General features: G+C 47.2%; 16 protein-coding genes and 4 tRNA genes. 4 read left to right on the top strand and 16 right to left on the bottom strand.

Features of this window, described 5'->3' with window-relative positions; genetic code table 11:
* Positions 1-17 precede the first annotated feature (17 nt).
* From CHA6605_RS34440 to CHA6605_RS21935, 15 genes are all read right to left on the bottom strand, one after another.
* Positions 18-404 carry a hypothetical protein gene (locus CHA6605_RS34440; RefSeq protein WP_157260073.1) on the bottom strand — a complete coding sequence of 129 codons (387 nt, stop codon included), beginning with the start codon at positions 402-404 and terminating at the stop codon, positions 18-20.
* Complete coding sequence (locus CHA6605_RS22000) at positions 368-1,795, bottom strand: DEAD/DEAH box helicase (protein WP_015161578.1); 1,428 nt, start codon at positions 1,793-1,795, stop codon at positions 368-370. The genes CHA6605_RS34440 and CHA6605_RS22000 overlap by 37 nt, the downstream gene beginning before the upstream one ends.
* Complete coding sequence (locus CHA6605_RS21995) at positions 1,796-4,417, bottom strand: virulence-associated E family protein (RefSeq protein ID WP_015161577.1); 2,622 nt, start codon at positions 4,415-4,417, stop codon at positions 1,796-1,798.
* 145 nt (positions 4,418-4,562) lie between these two features.
* Positions 4,563-4,829 (bottom strand): hypothetical protein, encoded by a 267-nt coding sequence (locus CHA6605_RS21990; RefSeq protein WP_015161576.1) that lies wholly within the window; start codon positions 4,827-4,829, stop codon positions 4,563-4,565.
* A 476-nt stretch (positions 4,830-5,305) separates the two neighbouring features.
* Positions 5,306-6,415, bottom strand: coding sequence for a tyrosine-type recombinase/integrase (locus tag CHA6605_RS21980; protein WP_015161574.1), 1,110 nt, complete (start codon positions 6,413-6,415; stop codon positions 5,306-5,308).
* A 143-nt stretch (positions 6,416-6,558) separates the two neighbouring features.
* Positions 6,559-6,630: transfer RNA gene (locus CHA6605_RS21975), tRNA-Thr, on the bottom strand.
* A gap of 11 nt (positions 6,631-6,641) precedes the next feature.
* Positions 6,642-6,722, bottom strand: a tRNA-Tyr gene (locus tag CHA6605_RS21970).
* Between the two features lie 287 nt (positions 6,723-7,009).
* Entirely contained in the window at positions 7,010-7,264 is a 255-nt protein-coding gene (locus CHA6605_RS21965; protein ID WP_041548384.1) for a hypothetical protein, read from the bottom strand.
* 330 nt (positions 7,265-7,594) lie between these two features.
* A tRNA-Pro gene (locus tag CHA6605_RS21960) sits at positions 7,595-7,668 on the bottom strand.
* A 76-nt stretch (positions 7,669-7,744) separates the two neighbouring features.
* Positions 7,745-8,959, bottom strand: coding sequence for a DegT/DnrJ/EryC1/StrS family aminotransferase (locus CHA6605_RS21955; RefSeq protein WP_015161573.1), 1,215 nt, complete (start codon positions 8,957-8,959; stop codon positions 7,745-7,747).
* 239 nt (positions 8,960-9,198) lie between these two features.
* Entirely contained in the window at positions 9,199-10,788 is a 1,590-nt protein-coding gene (ndhD1, locus tag CHA6605_RS21950) for a photosynthetic/respiratory NAD(P)H-quinone oxidoreductase subunit D1 (RefSeq protein ID WP_015161572.1), read from the bottom strand.
* A gap of 500 nt (positions 10,789-11,288) precedes the next feature.
* A tRNA-Leu gene (locus CHA6605_RS21945) sits at positions 11,289-11,368 on the bottom strand.
* On the bottom strand, positions 11,347-12,228 hold the full coding sequence (locus tag CHA6605_RS33145) for a M48 family metallopeptidase (RefSeq protein WP_086936258.1): 882 nt from the start codon (positions 12,226-12,228) through the stop codon (positions 11,347-11,349). Before CHA6605_RS33145 ends, CHA6605_RS21945 begins: the two co-directional genes overlap by 22 nt.
* Before the next feature lie 402 nt (positions 12,229-12,630).
* Complete coding sequence (locus CHA6605_RS21940; RefSeq protein WP_015161571.1) at positions 12,631-13,059, bottom strand: hypothetical protein; 429 nt, start codon at positions 13,057-13,059, stop codon at positions 12,631-12,633.
* Between the two features lie 135 nt (positions 13,060-13,194).
* A complete protein-coding gene (locus CHA6605_RS21935; RefSeq protein ID WP_015161570.1) occupies positions 13,195-13,551 on the bottom strand; it encodes a HesB/IscA family protein in 357 nt (118 codons plus the stop codon).
* A gap of 351 nt (positions 13,552-13,902) precedes the next feature.
* Between CHA6605_RS21935 and CHA6605_RS21930 the strand changes: the two genes are divergently transcribed.
* The 4 genes from CHA6605_RS21930 (at position 13,903) to CHA6605_RS21920 (ending at position 19,764) form a co-directional block, all read left to right on the top strand.
* Positions 13,903-15,528 carry a DUF6930 domain-containing protein gene (locus CHA6605_RS21930; RefSeq protein WP_015161569.1) on the top strand — a complete coding sequence of 542 codons (1,626 nt, stop codon included), beginning with the start codon at positions 13,903-13,905 and terminating at the stop codon, positions 15,526-15,528.
* Between the two features lie 242 nt (positions 15,529-15,770).
* The gene (locus CHA6605_RS34435) at positions 15,771-15,908 is read left to right on the top strand and encodes a hypothetical protein (protein WP_157260072.1); all 138 of its coding nucleotides are present in this window, start codon (positions 15,771-15,773) and stop codon (positions 15,906-15,908) included.
* A 254-nt stretch (positions 15,909-16,162) separates the two neighbouring features.
* Positions 16,163-18,436, top strand: a complete 2,274-nt coding sequence (locus CHA6605_RS21925; RefSeq protein ID WP_015161568.1) for a serine/threonine phosphatase — start codon at positions 16,163-16,165, stop codon at positions 18,434-18,436.
* Positions 18,437-18,594: 158 nt separating this feature from the next.
* Positions 18,595-19,764, top strand: coding sequence for an AAA family ATPase (locus tag CHA6605_RS21920; RefSeq protein ID WP_015161567.1), 1,170 nt, complete (start codon positions 18,595-18,597; stop codon positions 19,762-19,764).
* A 430-nt stretch (positions 19,765-20,194) separates the two neighbouring features.
* Here CHA6605_RS21920 and CHA6605_RS21915 read toward each other — a convergent pair whose 3' ends face one another.
* Complete coding sequence (locus CHA6605_RS21915; protein ID WP_051038958.1) at positions 20,195-20,761, bottom strand: tetratricopeptide repeat protein; 567 nt, start codon at positions 20,759-20,761, stop codon at positions 20,195-20,197.
* Positions 20,762-20,791: the final 30 nt, after the last annotated feature.

The raw sequence follows: 20,791 nt of genomic DNA, 5'->3' as shown, positions 1-20,791 counted from the left end.
AATTGTTGGTTCTTCGGTCAAATTAACTCGATGTTTGCGCCTGGTGGTTGTCTGGGGGAATGCTCGATCGCTTCAGCAATCAGCTTTAAATACTCATCATTAATCATTGAGTCTGCTAAAAGAAACACCCGCCAGCCAAGAGCCGCTGCCAAACACAGTTTCTCGTAGTCTTTCACCAGTCCAGTACCCCCGCTGTGTCCGCTCCGCTGCATCCACACTCCACCCTGAATCTCGATCGCTACTTTAGATTTAAGGTGGCAGAAGTCCCAACGGTAGCGGCGCGGGGGGATGAAGCGGTATTCGGAATGCAGATCGATATCAGGGTAGAGGGACAGCCACAAATCCGCGAATTGTTGCTCTAAATGGCTCACGCTGACACCTCGCGCTCGGATATTGACTGCCACTCAGCAAACTTGTATTTTGCCCAACCGTGATGATACCCAAGCTTCTTACCTAGATATTGCCAAGCTTCAAGCGGGGGCTTAGTTTCAGACTCCATTAGTCGGTACATGCACCAGGCGGCTTTACGATCGTTCAACTCGCGCTCGAACAATATCCGGTTACACTTGTCGATCCAAAACGATAGCTCTGGAGTTAGTTCGATCGAGCGGCCAACAATCTCAATGAACTTGGTTCCGGTTGGGGTCAGGTCGATAACAATTTCCTCTACCTCACCTGTCTCCTTATTCCGCACCAGCTTCGATCGTTCCCGCTGTTTCTTCTCTAACCCGTCTAGAGTCCAGGCTCGAACATCATCCGGCATTCCCAACCGCTCGTAATTGCCCGCTAGATCGATGATTATCGCGTGTTCTTTCCCCTCACAGACTCTAAGAGCGCGTCCCACCATTTGCAGGAATCGGCTGAGGGATTGAGTCGGACGTGCCAGTATCACCCCATCGAGCGAGGGGATGTCCAGCCCCTCGTCAAATAGCGCACAGTTGGTTAGGACTTGAATCTGTTTATCTGTGAATTGTGTCATCACATCGGCTCGTTCCCCGCTGCTACTGTTCCCGTCCAGATGATGGGCGATGATGCCAGCAGCTTTAAAATGTTCGGCGATCGCGATCGAGTGTTCCACGTTGATGCAGAATATTACAGCCTGTTTCCCTGGTAGATAATCCCGATAAGATTTGACTACATCCCCCGCCAAACCTGCGACGGGGTTAGCTCTGGCGACATCTTCAGTTTTAAAATCACCCTGACGTTTGCCAACATTCTCGACTGACATCGATCGTTCGCTGGCGAAGTATTTGTACTGGCATAGGCTACCAGAGGCGATTAGTTCGGAAACAGTAACGCCACAAATTAGCTCGTCGAATATCCCGCGAAAGCCTTTGGCATCCAGCCTGATCGGGGTTGCCGTTACGCCCAATACCCGCGCGTTGGGGTAGCGATCGAGGATGGTTCGGTAAGTGCGAGATGTGGAGTGGTGGGCTTCATCGACGACGATGAGATCGAACTGGGGGCAGCGATCGAGACGACGGACAAGAGACTGAACTGAGGCCACTTGAATATCTCGATCGTAGTTAGCAGGATACCCCGCCTTAATGATGCCCACAGGCTCGTTAGTGATGATTTCTATCTTGTCCGCCGCCTGTTTAATTAACTCCTCCCGGTGGGCTAACACCAAGCACTTTAAGCCGCTTTTGCTGGCTTGGTGTACGACTGTGGAAAATACGATCGTTTTGCCGCCGCCTGTTGGAAGTTGGCAAAGTAGCGATCGATGTCCACTGAACCAGGCTTTATTGATGCGATCGAGCAAATCGGTTTGGTAATCTCGGAGTTGGTAAGTCATTTAGGCGACCTCCAAATATTCAAGAAGTAGATCGCGTTCGCTGCCATCCTCCTCTAGTTTTACGCGAGCGTACAGACCGTCTTTACCCTGCTTGGGGGCAATTCGTGAGATTACACCATATTTTGCACAGGCTGGAATGTAGACTCGATCGCGTTCGGATAGGCTGTGTTTCTCAAATTCCTTACCTGTTTTCCTTACCTGTTTGTTCTCAGAGACGGGCAAGGCGCGTATCCCATGTGTTGTATTGTTTTCAGCTTCAGATGTCTCAAATTCCTTACCTGTCCTTACCTGTTTGTCATCGGAGACAGGTAAGGCGTGTATCCCATGCTGTGGATGGTTCTTGGCTACTTCCTTACCTGCCTTACCTGTCTCTTCTATTAAACTTGTAAAACGAACATAGAGCTTTCTAGTTTTGCCGTCATACCAAATGGGCTTATTCTCAAAGCCTAGGTTCCGCAATATTGCACCGATCCGGTTCCTGGATGCTTGGGTACGGCGTTCGATCGGCACCTCTAGAATCTGGAAAATTGAATCAATCTGGACGATTTCCAAATTGTCCTTTTCAATCACTGGGACAACAGCCCACTTGTTCTCTAAAACGTCTTGCCATGGGTCGATCTCCTGGAAATCTACCGCCGCCGCCTCACGTTGTGATTCCTCATTGTCATCCAGCCACCATGTATCACCGCGATCGTAAGCTGCTAATGCAGTAGCCCAGATAATGTCTCGATACTTGGATACGAGATCGCAATCAATTTTCGTCCCCACCTTTATTACCCAATATCGGCGGCTTCCCGTGGGATCTTTCAGGAATTCAGATTTATTGGTAGTGGCAAACAGAGCGCACGTTCTCTCATTCCGGATATTCGATCGGCCATAAGGTGGGCGATATGTATCAGCAGTCGTCGATAGAAATCGCTTGAATGCCTCCACTTCCTTTCGTCCCATTAAGTAATCGACCTCTGCCAATTCTATGAGCCAGTAACGCGCAAGTTTGGCGATCTCATCTTTGCTCTCTAGATCTCGAATATCATCACAGAACCAAGAATCGCCAGCCAGAACTTTTAGAAAAGTCGATTTTAAGAACCCTTGTCCGCCTTGAAGGACAGTCAAGGTGTCTACCTTGGTACCTGGTTTCTTAACCCGGGCAACGGCTCCGATGAGTGTTTTCGCTAACATTCGATTAGCCAATGGATCGGAGTTACCCAAAAACAAGGTAGCCAGATTATCGAACACTTCAAAATCCACAAGGGGGGAATCTTTCAGCGATTCGAGGTAGTCTCGAACCGGATGAAATGCGAATCGACTGGCGATTGCGTGAACCGCTTGAATGCAATTCTCTGTACTGCTGTCACAACCCAAATTTTGAGAAATAAAACTCTTGATGTGGTTGAGGTCTAGTGGTTTTCCCTCGAACTCATAATCATTCGTCATCTGATTGAGTCTCAATTTTTCGCCAAGCAGATTAAACAGGTTTAGTGTCAACTCAACTAATTTCGATTTGACATTCCCACGATCGTCTTGGATTAGTGTAATTCCCAACCTTTTAGCTAGAGCGGGGTAATCACAACCGCTCTCGTTCTTTACGGGTGCTGATGCTTGGTGTTTACTGCCAGTCGAGCGCGTGGTACTGATTAATTCCTTCAGGTAGCTTCGAGCGCAATTTTTCATCGCATCTTCATCACGATTCGATGGTTCTCCGTCTCTTTGGCTCGCACTGTTCCAAATCCGTTCCTCATCCCGCTCGTCTAGGGGTGGGTTGCAACCACGGCAGTAATCGGTGAATAATTCCCGCGCATTCTGCTCGATCTCTAGGGTGTAATTTTTACCTTTGTAGTCGCACTCGATCGAACCCAGCGATTCAACTCCAATTAAGTCACAGGCAATTTCTAAGCCCATATTGTCACGGCTACCCTCAAACACTCCGCCTAATGCTTCGCGGTGGGCTTTGGTAAGTAAACGCTCGATCGGGATGCCTGTAGGGGTGCTGTCGAAACTTTTGGCGCGTTTGGTGCTGGCGACTTTCCCCGCTGCTGGTTCCTGCTTTTGCTTCTTCTCCTTTACCGCTACTGGAGTCGGAGGGACTAACGATCGAAGCTCGTCGTAGGAATATTTTGTCCCAGACTTACTGACGATCGATGCAACTACACCCGTCTTCTGGTGTTTGAATCCAGCTAGCCGCATAACTCGCGACGGGTTTTTAATCGTGCGATCGGCCTCGGAGTAGTTCAGCAAATCTTTCTGGAGTACCTTCCACAAATCGACTGAGATCGCAGCATTAAATACCCAGTAGGAGTGAATCGACTTACCACCTGTATCTACCTGAAATGTTGGCGTTGGTAATCCAAGTGACTGCCAGAAGGTTAGCTGATCTTCTTTAGGAAGATCGTCATGCTCGTAAAATATCGCCTTGCAGGCAACGACGTCCGCATCCTTGTCACCGCCGCCATTTACGACAACATAGATGTTAAATCCCTCATTATTTAACGTATCTAGTTCGCATGGAGTGGCGGGGAATTTAGCCGATAACTTGCGCGGATTGTTATCAGCAATGGCGCGGTAGAAAACAGATTCACCGTCCTTGTAGCCTAGTAGTTGAAGTTGCCCTTGGGTATCGTTCATGGTTGGTGCCGCTGTGTTGTAGGGTGACAGAGCATCCGAAAGGTGTTAAGATCGAGTCAACAAATTTTAAGAAAACCCGCTCTAGCACCGCCTTCGGATGCTGGAAACACCCCTCAGAAATTCAGGCATCTGAGGGGTGTTGTTTTTATGCTGATTGGGGAAGAGTAGCGATGTACTCTTCTACGAGAGCGCGATGCTGGGGACAATCAGCACCACTAAGCAAATAACTTTGCAACAGCGTCCAATTCCACTGTATGAGTCCGCCTTTCTCGATTTGGAGCCAATAGATACCCTTGGGCAATTTGGCTCGGAGTTGGGCGGATTGCCAGCGCGTCAGCTCATATTTTTCCTGCACGATCGATCGCTCAGTCATGAATTTGAACTTGTCAGGAGTTTGTAGCTTCTTAGGCATGGGGGATAATGAGGATAGGTTTTTTAGATGTCACTCGACATCCTTTCGGGGGTGTCGGGTGTTTTTGTTTGGTTGAACTGTAAGTGAGCTGTGCGACTTTATTACTGGTAAAGCTTGTTTTCAATTTATAAGTTTTGCTTCGATCTGTCAATCCCGCTCCCTGAGAAGGTTTGGGGTGTAATATTGGGTAATTAAGTATAAAATCGGCTAGTTTCGATATTAGTGAGACAAGATTTTCATAAATCTTTACATTTTCAAAATTTGCAAACAAAAACATTGAGATCGCTTCTTTTCTCCAAGTTTTGTGTATACCTGTGCATACTTGTGTATACCCAGATGTATACCTGAAATCCTTTCTCAGAGCCAATAGTGTATAGCATGTATAGTAATCTCACTCAGTTAGAAAATTTGAGTTTTCATTAGAGAGACGAGAGATACATTCCAACTGTAGTAAGTGAAAGATGTCCCCACCCCAGTTAGAAATCGACAAACAAACATTCCCGATCGATCGCGTGTGCATAGGTAGACAACATCACCCGCTTATCGTGCCCCGTCTGTTCTGCCAGTGCGATAAAGTTAGCCCCATTGTTGAGGGCGTGAGAGATGGCTGAATGTCTTATTTTGTATGGCGATCGGTATTCAATCCGGCAATTTTCTAGAATCGTCTTCCAAGCTCGCGCCCTAAACCGATGATCGTCAATGGCTAAACCCAAAGGGCTGGGAAATACTAGATCTTCAGGCTGTGGGTTCAGGCGAGCGCGTCTGTCTGCCAGCATCGACGTCACCGTGGGAGATAGTTGAATCGTGCGAGTTTTCCCCGTCTTAGTCCCCTTCTTATTCTGATGTCCACGGCTGATAGATTCCCCGATCCAAGCTGTGGCAAAGTCCGCGCCGATGTGCTTCCATCTCAGTCCCGCGACTTCTCCCAATCTACAAGCACTGTGTGATAAGAAAACTACAAAGTCTGTGTAATGACAGTATTTGGGATGCGCTCTAAATGCGGCGATAATAGCTTGTAACTCAGCAATAGTAAAGGGCTTGAGCTGCTTGGACTGCCCATTATTGCCACTAGAACGCACCCGATCGAGACATTCCGACCATGGGTTAGTTTCGGCGATATGATACTTACCCTTAGCCCACTCCCAGCAGGCTTTGAGCAAAAATAGATAGGTTTTAATAGATTGGGTAGAGGCTGACTCCGACCACCGCGCGATCGCGTCCTTAGCCACTGACTCAGTAACTTTCTCAGCGGGCTTGTCCCCTAATAATTGGGTAAGCTTGGAAGCCATCGCCTGAAGTCTGACGATCGAGCCATTAGATAGAGAGTCTCGACGATGAGCGATATACTTTTGAACTAGTTCTACAGCAGTTATCGCCGTTGGATTTTTACCCAGTTTGCGCGGCTTATATCTGAGTAGAGAAGTGTCGAAATTCCCATAAGCTATATCTTTCTCGATCTGAGCGATCTTCAGCTTGGCGTTAGATATCCCAACGGGATTATTGTGTTTGGGCAAGCTGAAGCTGTAGGGCTTACCCTCGTGCGAAAACCTGATAAGGAGGCTATTCCCGCGCTTTTCGATGTGCATAAAAACAGTGGGTGAAATGGTGGGTGATAGGCCAACCAAAACAGCCAAAACAGCACATTATTAACTGTGAATAGACACAAAAATGAGGCCGTTAGGACTGATTTGTTTCCTAAAAGCCTTACCAGTAATACGTTACAACCCGAAGCCCTCAATGAGGCTTGAACTCATGACCTCTTCATTACCAATGAAGTGCTCTACCACTGAGCTATGAGGGCGTTGGTGAAAGTGGGCCGAGCTGGATTTGAACCAGCGTAGGTCTCCCAGCAGATTTACAGTCTGCCGCCATTAACCACTCGGCCATCGACCCACGGTTTGCGCCTTAGATTTGGAGATTTTTTCCAATTCGTTTGACACTTTGTTTCACGATTATTAATCCTAACATAGATGATTTAAAAAGCCAAGCTATTTCTCCAACATTTCATCACCGATGGTAATAAGATAAAGAAAAGAGCTTCAATAAAGTCGTTCGCACCTTGTCAAAACCCTTTTATAGTATTGTTTTCGCTTTAATTGGGATGAGAGAATTTGAACCTCCGACCCCTGCGCCCCAAAAGCAGTAGCAAGAATCTCTCAACTACTTATTGGGCAATCATCTCAGCCGTTCGCAATAAGTGAGAGGGGTAAAAGGTGGTTTCGGGCAAAGTTAGCTAAGGTTGGAAAATTTCTGGTAAAGACGAAGTTAAATATCTGGTAACGAATGGTATCAGTGCAATTCAGATGCTTGTCTAGCATCACCGTCAGACACTTATCGCGAGTATCGATCGAGGCTTTGCTCAATCCTTGGTGCTTCTGCTGCCACTGGGTGAACCGATCGAATAGCTCTACTGTGGTTAATTCGGTCTTGTTCATCCCAATGGTTTTAGGGCGGTACTTTACCAGGGTTCGATCGTATTCGCCGTGTTTGATGTCGCTCTCGATGCGATCTTTTAACTTCGTTGGTTTTCGCCCCTCAGAAGCTTCATTAACAGAAATAGCTACGCGCTTCCCCGTCTGGGGACAAACCCATCTGAGTAGGTGTCAGGTTTTTTTAGCTTCGATGGTGACTTTCATTAGATGGTAATTTTGGTGATAAAAACGTCTCGTCTTAACACCCCTGAACACCCTTTACCAAAAAATAAAAGGATTCCAGCCAAAGCCCGAAATCCTTTTATCGTGTTATTTCTACCATTTTTACCCTAGTCGGGATGAGAGGATTTGAACCTCCGACCCCTGCTTCCCGAAAGCAGTGCGCTACCAAGCTGCGCTACATCCCGATAATTAATCGCATAGGTCTAGCATTATAGCATGAAAATATGGTAATTAGATCGAAATATCAAAAATCACGAGCATTTAAGCTACATCCTTTGAAGCATCCTCAAGGCTGCCAATTTTTGCTAGTGAAATCGATCGAACCAGACGATCGATCTCTGTTGCTGGGAGTGAGGCAGAAATCGGTAAATACAGTATGCTATTTATCAATCGCTCGGCTTGAATCGCTCCAGATCCGATCGCTTTTAAACTGGTCGCTCCTGTGGTGGGGTCGAAGCCTGCCGCTCTGAGTCTGTGCATCAACAATTGTGGGTCTTTAGTCATAATCGGCATTACCCAGTATGAATGTCGGGTGGCTTTGTAACCAGGATAAAAATTCGATCGCTCCCATAAAGTCAAAAAGTTACGAGCTGCTTGTTGTCGTCGATCGAATCGCGAAAGATCGAGATTTTCAAATCTTCGTTGCAAAAGTCGGAGCATTCCTATCGGCGGACGATATTGCAGTTGGGACTGAATATCTCCCGAACTAAAGCCTCGTGTCAAAGAACCGATCGATCGATCTAAATCTATATTGAGACGCTTTAGACAAGCAAGCAAAATTCCAAATATTTGTGGAATCGAAAGAAACTTCAAACAAAGATATTTAAGCGTTCTTTTCGTGAACCATAGTTCGCTTTTGAGGGGATAGTGACTCTCAATAATCTGCATTTTTTCAGCTAAATCTTTATCCCGCACTAAGGTAATAGCACCACCTAATGCGGTACAAGATTTAATCGGGCCGAAGCTAAACAAACTGAGATCGGCTTCTGGATGTCCGAGATATCGCCAACCATCGAAAGATTGAGCGCAATCTTCCACCAGCAGAATATTGTTACTTTTGCATAAGTCTACATATGGATCGAGATCGATAATCGCGCCAAATAAATGTGCTATTACCAGAATCCGACTTTGGGGAGAAATAGATCGCTCCAGCACTTCGATTGAGGGTGCGAGTGTCGCGAGGTCGAGATCGATGGGTATGGGAATGCAATCATGCTGTTTGACAATCTCTTCCATGTGCATAATATTGACTGCACTCATCAGAATCTCCGAGCCAGCAGGTAATTCTAGCGATTTTAGCAATAAGTCGAAAGACGTTCTCACACACAGTGAAACCAGAATTTCTTTGGATGTCTGCCAATAAGAATGAATCGAGCCAATTATCGTCTGTCGATCTGCAAACAGGCAGGGAGAAAGTAGATTAAAACTCAAGTCCTTAAATGTAATATCTAATGCGAGTCTTGGATATACTTTCATCAGCCGCTTTTCGTTACTAAATTGTTACAGTAGTAGTTTACGGCATAAATCTAGTTACTATTTGGGCGGGGAGCGGCTCACTCCGGTCGGGGAAACCGACAATGGAAGCGAGACAGGGCGTTGGGAGTATGAGATCTTAACATAACTTATGCTGCCTAGTATTATTACAATAAAAAAGCTCCCGTTATCTGGGAGCTTTTAGTTACAGATACCGCTGAGACTTTGAGCGGATAGATCTCTTAACTGTTAACGGTCTTAACAATTTTTGGAGCTTGTTGAAACTTGCCGATCGCGACTGGGTTAGACTGTTTGTGAGCGATCGTGGGTACGGAGTCTCGCAGATGTGCCGTCATTGAAGTAGTAGTCGAATCATAAATTTGAGTTAAGAGTTTGGGGTAGAAACCCACACCGATAATCGGTACTAACAGACAGGCGATAATAAACACCTCTCTGGGTTCGGCATCGACTAACTCCTCATGTTCGACTAACTCTTTATTCTCGGCACCATAGAAGATTTCCCGGAGCATGGAGAGGAGATAAATCGGGGTGAGGATCACACCGACGGCAGCAATCAGCGTCATAATAACTTTGAACTGGAGATTGTAGGCATCGCTGGTAGCAAACCCGACAAACACCATTAGTTCGGCAACGAAGCCGCTCATACCTGGCAAGGCTAGCGAAGCCATCGAACAGGCGACGAACATGGCAAAAATTTTCTTCATCTTTTGACCGACACCACCCATCTCATCGAGCATCAAAGTATGAGTGCGATCGTATGTCGAACCCACAAGGAAGAATAAGCTCGCCCCAATCAAGCCGTGGGAGACCATTTGCAAGAGTGCGCCACTCAAACCTAAGTCGGTAAAAGAAGCAATCCCAATTAAGACAAATCCCATGTGCGAAATTGACGAGTAGGCAATCTTCCGTTTGAGATTTCGTTGGGCGAATGATGTCAGTGCGGCATAGACGATATTTACTACCCCTAGCACGATTAAGACAGGTGCAAAAGTAGCATGGGCGTCGGGTAACATACCCGCATTCATCCGAATCAGGGCATAGCCACCCATCTTGAGCAAAATTCCGGCCAGTAACATGTGGACGGGTGCAGTTGCTTCGCCATGAGCGTCAGGGAGCCAAGTATGTAGGGGAATGATGGGTAGTTTCACTCCATAGGCAATCAATAACCCCGCATACATAAATAGCTGGAAATTGAGCGTGTAATCCTTGGCAGCCAACGTCCGCATATCAAAGCTGATGGTATCGCCGTAAAAACCCATCGCTAAAGCCGCGACCAGGATAAATAAGGAGCCTCCAGCCGTGTAAAGGATAAACTTGGTCGAAGCATACAATCGCTTCTTCCCGCCCCAAATTGCAAGGAATAGGTACACGGGAATCAATTCAAGTTCCCAAACTAGGAAAAATAGCAGCATATCCTGAACGGCAAAGACCGCAATCTGTCCGCCGTACATGAGCAAAATCAAAAAGTAAAAAAGTTTGGGTTTGAAGGTCACAGGCCAAGCTGCTAAAATGGCCAGCGTCGTAATAAAACCCGTCAGTATTACCAAGGGCATGGAGAGACCATCGACCCCAACCGACCATCGCAAGTCGATTTGAGGAATCCAGGTATAACTCTCGACTAATTGTAATCGATCGCTATGGATGTCATAGTTATTGGCAAAGGTATAAACCATCAGCGCGAAATCGATCAGCCCAACGATGAGCGCATACCAGCGCACCGTTCGTCCATCTTTATCTGGGAGGATGGGTACTACTAACGAAGCAAGAATCGGGAAGATAATAAGTGTTGTCAGCCAAGGAAAGCTAGTCATAGGCATTTAAAATCGGGATGTGCCCAATAGATTAGTTAATATATTTTGCGACTGATGGGGTTGGCATAACCTCTGTCGGATGAGATAGGCAAGCGTTCTCGATTAGCAACTACGTCAGTGGATAATCGCTATGGCACAGAGACAACCATCAAAGAGCGGCTTGCTCGAACGGGTCTAAAATCTGAAGGATAATTCGCAATTTGCTAGCATAAGGCGATCGCTAAGGCAGTCTTTCCTAATGAGCATCGAGTAAATAATCGCGCTAACAATTCCGATGGCAATCGGTCGAATCTAAAGCTAGTAGCTACTGTGACGCTTTGCCTATAGCTGTTGGACGTTATCAACCACACCTCTTTGATACTATATGCGATCCCCAGATGGTGGGACGGGGATCTAATAATTCCTTAACATCTAATTCTACTCACACAAAGAAACCCGACTTCTTTAAAGAAGTCGGGTTTCTGTAATGCTCGATGGGAATTAAATCAAGCTTTATGCTATGGGCAGCGTCGGACTCGAACCGACACGCTTTCGCGGATGATTTTGAGTCAACTGCGTCTACCAATTCCGCCAGCCGCCCGAATTTATAGCTTGCTTATCATAACGCATAGTTGGGTTATTTAGCAAGGACTGATAATTATCAGTTTGCGACCACAGATCGATTTCTTTGGCGCGCAAGACGGGAACTGGGTGAGAGAGCTGTTCGGTTTGAGCGGCGGCGAGCATTTTGCCAAAATTAGTCGTCCCGATCGCTTCGTAGGCGCGAGCCTGATCGAGAAAGGCATCGACGTTGAGCATTGGTGCTAGGATTGGCGAACCGCCGGAGAGTTTCATCAAGACTGAAATTACCGTTTTGGGATCTTGGCTGACGAGGAGAGCCGCTCTGTCGCAACTAAACTCGGCACAGCGCAACCATTGTAGCATTTGCGCTTGCAGGTTTTGGGCGATCGCGTTACCAATGCCTGCTGGCATTAAACCACTGGTAGCCAGGACGATGATATTTGCCAGCGTCAGGTAGACGCCGTGTTCGCATTTGAGATGCCCCAATTCGTGCGCGATCACTGCTTGCAGCTCGGCGGGGGTCAGTAAATCGACTAAAGAGGTATGGACGACAATGAAGGGTTTCTTGCCCCGCATCGCCATCGTATAAGCATTAGGTGCGGGATTTTGTTTGAGATAAAGTTGTGGGACTTCTAAGTCGAGGATCTGACAAGCTTCGACGAGTAATTTATGTATATCTGGGAGTTGTTTTTCGCCGATGAGGACGCTGGCGGCAATATTATTCAGATATAAAAAGTCTTCGCTTACTCCACCTAATAAGTTCCGCACTAGCAGATCCAATCCAGGGAGTCGGCGGAGGTTAATAGTTGCTTCTAAGTCTAGGGGATGACGGAATCTGTCAGCTTTGAGACCGATTAATTGAGTTTTAGTAGGTAACATGTTGTGGTTTGCTGAGTGGTGGTCTGAAAAATCGAGCAGAAGATAATGCGATCGCTAAACCGAGCGTCAAAGCAAACTATTCCCTTGCCAGTGTCAATTTAGACATCTAGAGTAGTCAGTGAATAGTAGATAGCGATTTTAAGCTGTGCCTGTGTTCCCCGACGGTGATGCGGGCGATTCTGTTGACAAAGAGGCTACGCCAACGAGACAGTGGATAGGTAACCGACATCACAGCTCGAGATTGTATATTTATTGAGTCAAAAGGGAATAAGACGGCACCAAACATCAACAAAACCACGAATGGGAACAGAGTCCGAAATATATTCTGGCTGCGTGCGATGCAAATCGCATCGCACGCCAGTTGCCAAAGCTTACAGCTATACCTCAGAGTTGCATCGAACTTTAATCTTCAAATATCAACTTTTCGATGCGCTTGAGACTCGCCCAATCGGGTTTGCGACTAAATCCATCTTGGAAATTTGTCACCACTTGTTCGCGGACTTCTGGGGCGGCTTCGACAAGGCTTTTGGCCATTTCAATATGTTCGCGGACGCCAGACTGCTTGACTTCGAGCATAGCGGCGGCAAGGTTGATCCTGGTTTGGGCATCGAAGGGATCGATTTTCATCGATTTTTGGGCAGCTTTGAGTGCTAGTTGCGGCTTATTTTCGAGTAAGTACAACCAAGCTAAACAAGTCCAAGCACTATCTAGTTTTGGCGATCGATTGCAAATATCGACAAATACTGGAATTAGTTTAGCTGGACTTTCGCCAGCTTGATAATCTTGAATTGCCTTATCGAATAATTCGGCAGGAGCTAATGTTTCAGCCATGGGAATAGGGAATAGGGAATAGGGGATAGGGGATAGGGGATAGGGGATAGGGGATATAGCAAATTCATATCGTTGAAATAGCCTGTATTCTGGAGAAAATTGCTATTCCCTATCCCCTATCCCCTATCCCCTAGCTTATACTGCAAAAGACTTCCCACAACCACAACTCTGCGCCGCATTGGGGTTAGTGAATTGAAAACCACCGCCGATCATCGCGTCGCTGTAGTCGAGGACGAGTCCATAGACATATAACATACTCTTGCGATCGCAGACTAGTTTAAAACCACCATAGTCACAAATTTCATCATCTTCCCGAATTTGGCTGGGATCTTCAAAATCCATCACGTAGGACATGCCCGAACAGCCACCTTGGCGGACGCCAACGCGCAGACACAGATCTTTACCTTGTTTTTCGCGCAGTGCTAGTACGTGGTGGAGTGCATTATCGGTCATTTGGATGCTGGGCTTTTTGGGTGTGATTACTTCAGTCATGGCTTTTGATAAACTCCTTAACAAACGTGCGATCGCGAAATTTTAAAATCCAAACAAACTTAAACCTAAATCTATGTTAACTTCTCTGACCCGATCGGTGCCGACTGTAAATTAGCGAATAAAATCGGAATGACGGATGTTCTAAAATTAGACTAGCTAATCTAAGTATAGTATTCCAAATTTTCCAGGGTATGACACCAATAGTCAGTTGTGAATTGCACGGGTGGCATTCGCTGGCTCGCTCGAACCGCGATCCCCTGACTGTTTGAGGCTCTGTCAATGAGTCGCCTTTAGACCAGGCTCGCGCGATCGTTATTTTGCTTACGCTCGATTCTCAGGTGCAATTTGATTATGACGGCGATTAGTCCTTCCACTCAACGACGACTCCAACAACTCCCTCAACTTCCTAGCGTGTGGGAGGGAGACCGACGATATGTGGCACAGTTGGTTGAAGATGCGGAGTTAGAAGATAACGACAGACGCGAACTGATCGTGTGGGTTGATGGGGTCGAATGCGTAGTGCGATCGATGAAAGTTGTCAATTCGACAATGGGTACCGAAGCAGTCGTCAGGGCACTGATCGAAGCAATGGAAGCACCACAGGCGCCTTCGCAACCAGGACGTCCCCAAAAAATTATCGTGCGCGATCGCCAGTTGCAATTTTACTTACGGGGAGTACTGCAAGACTTAGATATTATCGTCGAGTATGTGCACGAATTGCCGATTGTCGATGAGTTATTCAATCGCTTTAGCAATATGGCAGGGGCGCGCGCGTCCAAGTTACCTCGTAAATATCTCGATCTGCTCAAAGCCACCGCTCGCGAACTCTGGGATTTGGCTCCCTGGTCGATGTTAGCCGACTATGAAGCAATCTCGATCGAATTAAATCAGTGGGATATCGAGAAATTTTATGTCTCGGTGATGGGAATGCTGGGCATGGAATATGGAGTATTGCTCTATCGCTCGGTCGAGTCACTGCAACGGTTTCGGGCAATGGCACTGAGCGAAGATGAATCCAATCAAATGGAGTCGGCTTTTCTATCGCAAGATTGTATTTTTGTGACTTTTGATGCCGTTACCCCAGATGCGACGATCGATCTGGGCGAACTATCAGCCACAGAGATCGAGCCAAACTTTGGAAATATTCATCCCATGGAGGGTATGCGCCCCTTCTTGTACGAGGAAGAAGCGATCGCTACATATATAGCTCTAGTCGCACTGGGGCAGTTTGTAGCGGCATTTAGACAGCAGCTCCAAGCTGACGATCTGCCTAGGCTGAGCGAGACAATCCAGGTACCACTGCCCGATCTCGCACCAGCAATACTACCGATTCGGGGACAATCAATCCCGGTGACGATCGAGACTTTGCCAGAATTATCTCAAGAATTGCTCAAAATGCATCTAGCGATGGATGAAGGCGATGAGTTCGATCCTCTAGAGCTACAAATTCGCGAAGATTTAATTCCTGACAACTCATTTATTAGTTTGGGCATGATGCCTTGGGATCGAGTCGAAACCATCCGCCGCTCGGCTAGCTATCATCAGACGAGTGAAGTCAAGCCAGCCGGAGAAGGATTACCAATTATTTCGATCCAAACGACACGCCCCAAAGCCCGCGAGATTATCGAACGGATTCAACAAGCTGGCGGCTTACAGGGTATTTGTTTCAATCCTGGCGAAGATCCGATCTCTGGCGATAGTTTTGACTTGGGGATTCTCCAACTAGCAGATGGTGAAATGCAGCTATTTGGCGAATTTTATAACGAAAGTGCGGTGCATATCGAAGCGCGGAAAAAGTGGAATCAACGCAGCAAAACAACAAAGGGTTATTGCGGACTGCTCGTCGCTCAAGGCTTGACGGGTAAAGCGCGCGGCAATCCGGGCATTCGGGAAACGATCGCTTTTCTGGAGACTAAGTCTCTATCTAATGACGACCTGGGGTTAGGAACGCTACAGTTGACACCTCATTTTGAGTAGAGGGTAGCGATTCGCAGCGGTGCTAAATTCACGTATCACAAGCTAGAGCGGGAAGCGGGGTATAAAAAGCCCGATAACAATCGATTCGCCACCTTACTAACTTCACCGATACCTCTTAAGTGGCAACTTGGGTTAAGAGTGAGTTTTGGGGCTATTGCCATCGGCGAGCGGGTGCTCGTACAAAATTAAATAAACTTAAGATTTCGATCGGATTTCGGATCTACGGCTCATAGATGCCGACAATGTCTGCTGTAGAGACAATCTGTCTGATGGGGTGCGTCAAGCTGTCTACATTTAACAGCGCGATCGCCGACAACGATCGATATAATAACCAACAGGTTGTGAATTCGATGGACTTAAATGGGAAGTATAGATATTAGAGCATTTATTTTATTTGGATGACATCAATCCGCGACTGACACATGGCAAACTATATTTAATCCCAGGTAGATTTGGGTTTGTCACGACTGTAGCAAGTTTAGGAATTGTTGGGATGTGGGAAACTCTTCATAGTTATGGAAGTGCTTAGATCCAACCCTGTGAAAACCGCTCGTTCCAAAGTATCTTCGACTCAAACCGCACCTACGAGGCTGCTACCCCATCTACCTGAATCGCTCTGTTGTCATCTATCTCTATGCTTATCTGTCCCTACTGTCATTCAGTAAATCCGCAGCACCACAATTTTTGTCAAGATTGTGGTCGATCGCTCAAGCACTATGCGTGTAAAAGTTGTGGCAACAATGTAGAATTTGATGCAGAAAGTTGCTCTCAATGTCAAGCAACCAGCGGTACCTACTGGTGGGCGATTATCGAGCCGACGGCGGATGAGAACATCGAGCCACCACAAACTCCGGCTCCGGCTGTAGCAGAAGTTAGAGCCAATGACACAGCAGATGCAGTTTGTAGTAATACTGAAGAGTTATACCCGCTCTCTGTAGCTAGAGAATCGAGCACTGACTATCTAGACAGCGAACAATACCCCAATCCGTGGGATTCCCCCACACCCCCCACCGCAACGCTCGTTCAGCCAACGGGTTCCGCTGGACCTGCAAACGATCTTGCAGATAGCTTATCTGTGCCGCTATCCATTAACGACGATTTAACGATTAGTCCTTGGGATACGACCGATTCACCGCCAGATCCCAGCAACAATAATGGCGTGTCGCCAGCGATCCCGTCTCCAGGGGACGGTCCCAACGACCCAGCCCTCATCAACAGTCAGCCGCTGGTACCGACGACATATCTCGGTCCTCAATGTCAATATAGATTACTCGATCCGGTAGTTATTCAGCTTTTAAAACCGAATGATTCCAGCCAAGTCCGTGTAATCGATCGTCAACCTTTCTGTAATTCCCTGTTGGAGATATTGATGGAGCAAGAACCCGTCACCATAGATAGTATGACTGCTGATGCTGCCAACCAAGCTGTAGACGGTGTAGCGATTGCCCCAATTGCCACGCGTTCGCCAGAAATATACCGCCAATGGCAATTTTGGAATAGCCATGGCATTCCCAAGGTCGCCCAAGCATACATCGCGCTGCAAGTCAGCTTGCCCGGTACGATCCCCACGATCCGAGATAGTTGGAAAAACGATGGCAAAACAGTGACAATCGTCGAAGATCGCAGTACTTGGCCGCAGTTGATCGATAATTGGAACGAGCCGCATATTCCCTCCTCGCAGCGGATTTATTGGCTAGACTCTACACTCAAATTGTGGGTAGCTCTAGAACCGTGGCAAATGCGCCAGAGTTTATTAGAAGTTGCCAATCTGCTGCTGGATGAAGATGGTAGGATTTGCTTTGGGCGGCTGTACCCAGAGCCGACAGATCGCCAACTCCAGCTTGCGGATCTGGCACAGATGTGGAAAGTTTTATTCGATCGATTCAATCTGGCTGACGCGAATCAGTTACACTCATTGTCATTGGTGAATTTGTTACAAGCCATTCACAGCGGTGAAATAGAGCGCGTTGAAGAAGTTAGAGCCAGACTTGGGCAAATTGCTTACGAACTAGAACCCAAGCAACTCAGCGCGCCGCTCCAGCCTCCTAGTTCCGCAGATTTGAGTTCTCCGCAAGATGCGCCGACTATGGCTCTGGCTCTGAACTTACTCGATTTAGAACAAGCGGCGGCAACCCATACAGGCAAAAAACGCGACCATAATGAAGATTGTTACGGGATCGTCAGCCGGATCGATCGACAAGATACCCCTAAAGGCAGAAGCATCACCGCTAGAGGTTTGTATATTCTCTGCGACGGCATGGGGGGACATGCTGGCGGCGAAATCGCCAGCTCCATGACCGTCGATATCTTACGCGATTATTTTGCAACCTGCTGGCATGAGGATACTCTGCCCGACGAGCTTACGATTCGGGAAGGAATCGTAGCCGCAAATGAAGCTGTATTTGATATCAATCAAAAAAATGCCGCCCAGGGCAGTGGCAGAATGGGGACGACACTGGTACTGGTGCTGGTACAAGATCGAAATATTGCCGTCGCCCACGTCGGTGATTCCCGCTGTTATGGCATTACACCCACTCAAGGATTGATCCAGCTCACTTTGGATCATGAAGTCGGACAACAACAAATTTTGCGCGGCGTCGATCCCGATATTGCTTACGGTCGTCCCGATTCTTATCAATTAACTCAGGCGATCGGGCCTAGAGATCGCAATTATATCGCGCCCGATATTAGATTTTTTGAATTGCAAGAAGATACTTTAATTGTCTTGGCTTCAGATGGTTTGACCGATAATCAATTACTCGAAAATTACTGGTTGACAAATGTGGCACCACTATTATCGACTGACTCTAATCTGCAAGCAGGAGTCGATCGATTGATTGATTTTGCCAATGAATATAACGGTCATGATAATATTACCGCACTGATAGTTCGCGCGAAGTTGGGTTAGAATTATCGCTTTTGTCGATCGCCTCTTAGATTTCTTGATGGCGAGGAGCACAGAGAAGATTGGTAAATTAAATAACTAACAGATTAGATTAGTAGGGCGGGCAGTGCTCGCTCTACAAAGCTTCGCGCGAGCCGCAACTCCCAATTCCCAACTCCTAGATGTTTAATAGTCTCGATCCGATTTGGTTGTTTCTGGGCGGCTTAGTCATCCGTTATGGTGGTGATTTGCTCAAAATCATCATTGAATTTGGGCTTCAGCGATTGGCGTGTCAAATTACGATCGCCGAAACCAACCCAATTTATAGCGCGATTTGTTGGGAGCTAGAACGCACGGGCAAAGTTTATGACTTTAGCGAATTAATCTACACCGCCACGCCACTAGTCCCGCCAGCAGTCGAATCACCCACGCTCAAAACCAGACTCCAACCGCGATCGGGATGGATTGGTGTCGGTTATCAAGGTGCCTATATCGGCATCCGCCGTCACGACTTTAAAGTCACCGATCTCCAGAATACCCAGCTTTTGACACTCGCAACATTGCGATGGTGGCAGCCGCAAATGCTTACCTGGTTGACAAAAATCGAAACTAATTACAATCTCGAAGCTCCGTTAATCGTACGTCTAATTGGCGGGACGATTTCGATCGTCCGGACTCAAACCAAACGCCGCATCGAGACTCTAGCCATCGATGCCCAGACTGAAACCGAACTATTTAGCGATCTCGATCGCTTTCTCCAAAGTCGCGATCTGTATCGACAACGTGGCATTCCCTGGCGGCGCGGATATCTTCTCTACGGCCCCCCAGGGACTGGTAAAAGCTCCCTAATTCAAGCGATCGCTAGTCACTACGACAGGCAACTTGTCTCGCTTTCCCTGACCGATATGGACGATAGTGCGCTGCTCCGTGCTTGGTCGGAAATCACGGCCACTTCGCTCGTCGCCTTAGAAGATATCGATAGTGTATTTTCTGGGCGCAAACCCTTGGGCGAACTATCATTTAGCGCGCTCCTCAATACCCTAGACGGCGCAGGAGCCGTCGAAGGCAGCATTACCATCCTCACTACCAATCATCGCTCGCAGCTCGATCCCGCCCTGATTCGTCCCGGTAGATGCGATCGCGAATTTGAGTTAGGTTATCTCACGCCTGAAAGTTGCGCCAAGATGTTTGGTTGTTTCTTTCCCGATTCGCCCTTAGTCGCAAACATCACCGCGCAATTGGGTAGTTATCGAGTTTCTCCGGCGGCATGGCAAAACTATCTCCAATCCCAAGATAGTGCCGAGTTAGCGGCGAAAAATTGTGATTTTGCCGAGCTGCAAGTTGCAGATTGAGGTCGATCTCACGATTTGAACCCAAAAACAGTTTAGCCCAGTCAATGGTGACTGGGCTGTCTTCAAATACAAGATAGGTGAAAATAGGGATTAACTAAGGGTTAACATCGACACAGCTATCTATAATTTAGGACTTGCATTTTAGTGGTGGGAAAAGCAAGAACGAATTGACGATAAGCTCAATTCTTTGCTGTGTTGGGTAAATAGATCGGAGACACCACATCTACTTTGCCCAGGGAAACTTTTATCCTTCCTAACTCAATAAATATAGTTCTTCGGTGTCTATTTATTAAATTATCATTCCCAAATCGAGAAGCGATCGACTTTTGACAGATCTTGACAACTGTTAGTACAAGTTAAAAGATCTCAGTAGCTCTTAATTATCATAAGAGCGATCGCTCCTAGTTTCCTATTTTCCCCCGCTCGCCAGCTATTTTTTAGCTTGTCGAATTAGCTCGATCGTTTTTTGATAGTCGCTCATCTGCCCCTGCTGGCGAAATAATTTAGCACCTGCATTCAAATCGGCAATCCCGCCTTTCTTGTTTCCTAGAGACAACTTCACGGCACCACGATTGCAGTAACTTTCCGCATCATCAGGCTTGATGGCGATCGCGCGATTGAAGTCAGATAGCGCGCCCTGCTTATCTCCTGCATCAAATTTGGCTACACCACGATTGTAGTAATTGAGAGCATCTTGAGGATCGATCTCGATCGCGCGACTGTAGTCAGAAATTGCCCCCTGTTTGTCGCCCAACCCCAGCTTGGCAACGGCGCGATTGATGTAGGCTTCAGCATATTTTGGATCGATCGAGATCGCCCGATCGAATTCTAATATTGCCCCGCGCGGGTCTCCTTGTTGAAATTTAGTAGTACCTTGATAATTATGGGATTCAGCAGGCTTGGTCGTATTTACAGGCAAGCTAGGCGAGGCAGCAACAGCGGTTGGCATTGAGAGAGCGGACAAGAGGAGCGCGAGCAACACAAGCGGAGCTTTCATGGGGTTTGTGACAAGTCGATAATGTGACGG

Source organism: Chamaesiphon minutus PCC 6605 (assembly GCF_000317145.1).
GTDB classification, from domain to species: Bacteria; Cyanobacteriota; Cyanobacteriia; order Cyanobacteriales; family Chamaesiphonaceae; genus Chamaesiphon; species Chamaesiphon minutus.
The sequence above is the reverse complement of the archived record's forward strand: the minus strand, read 5'-3'. Positions and strand labels throughout refer to the sequence as shown.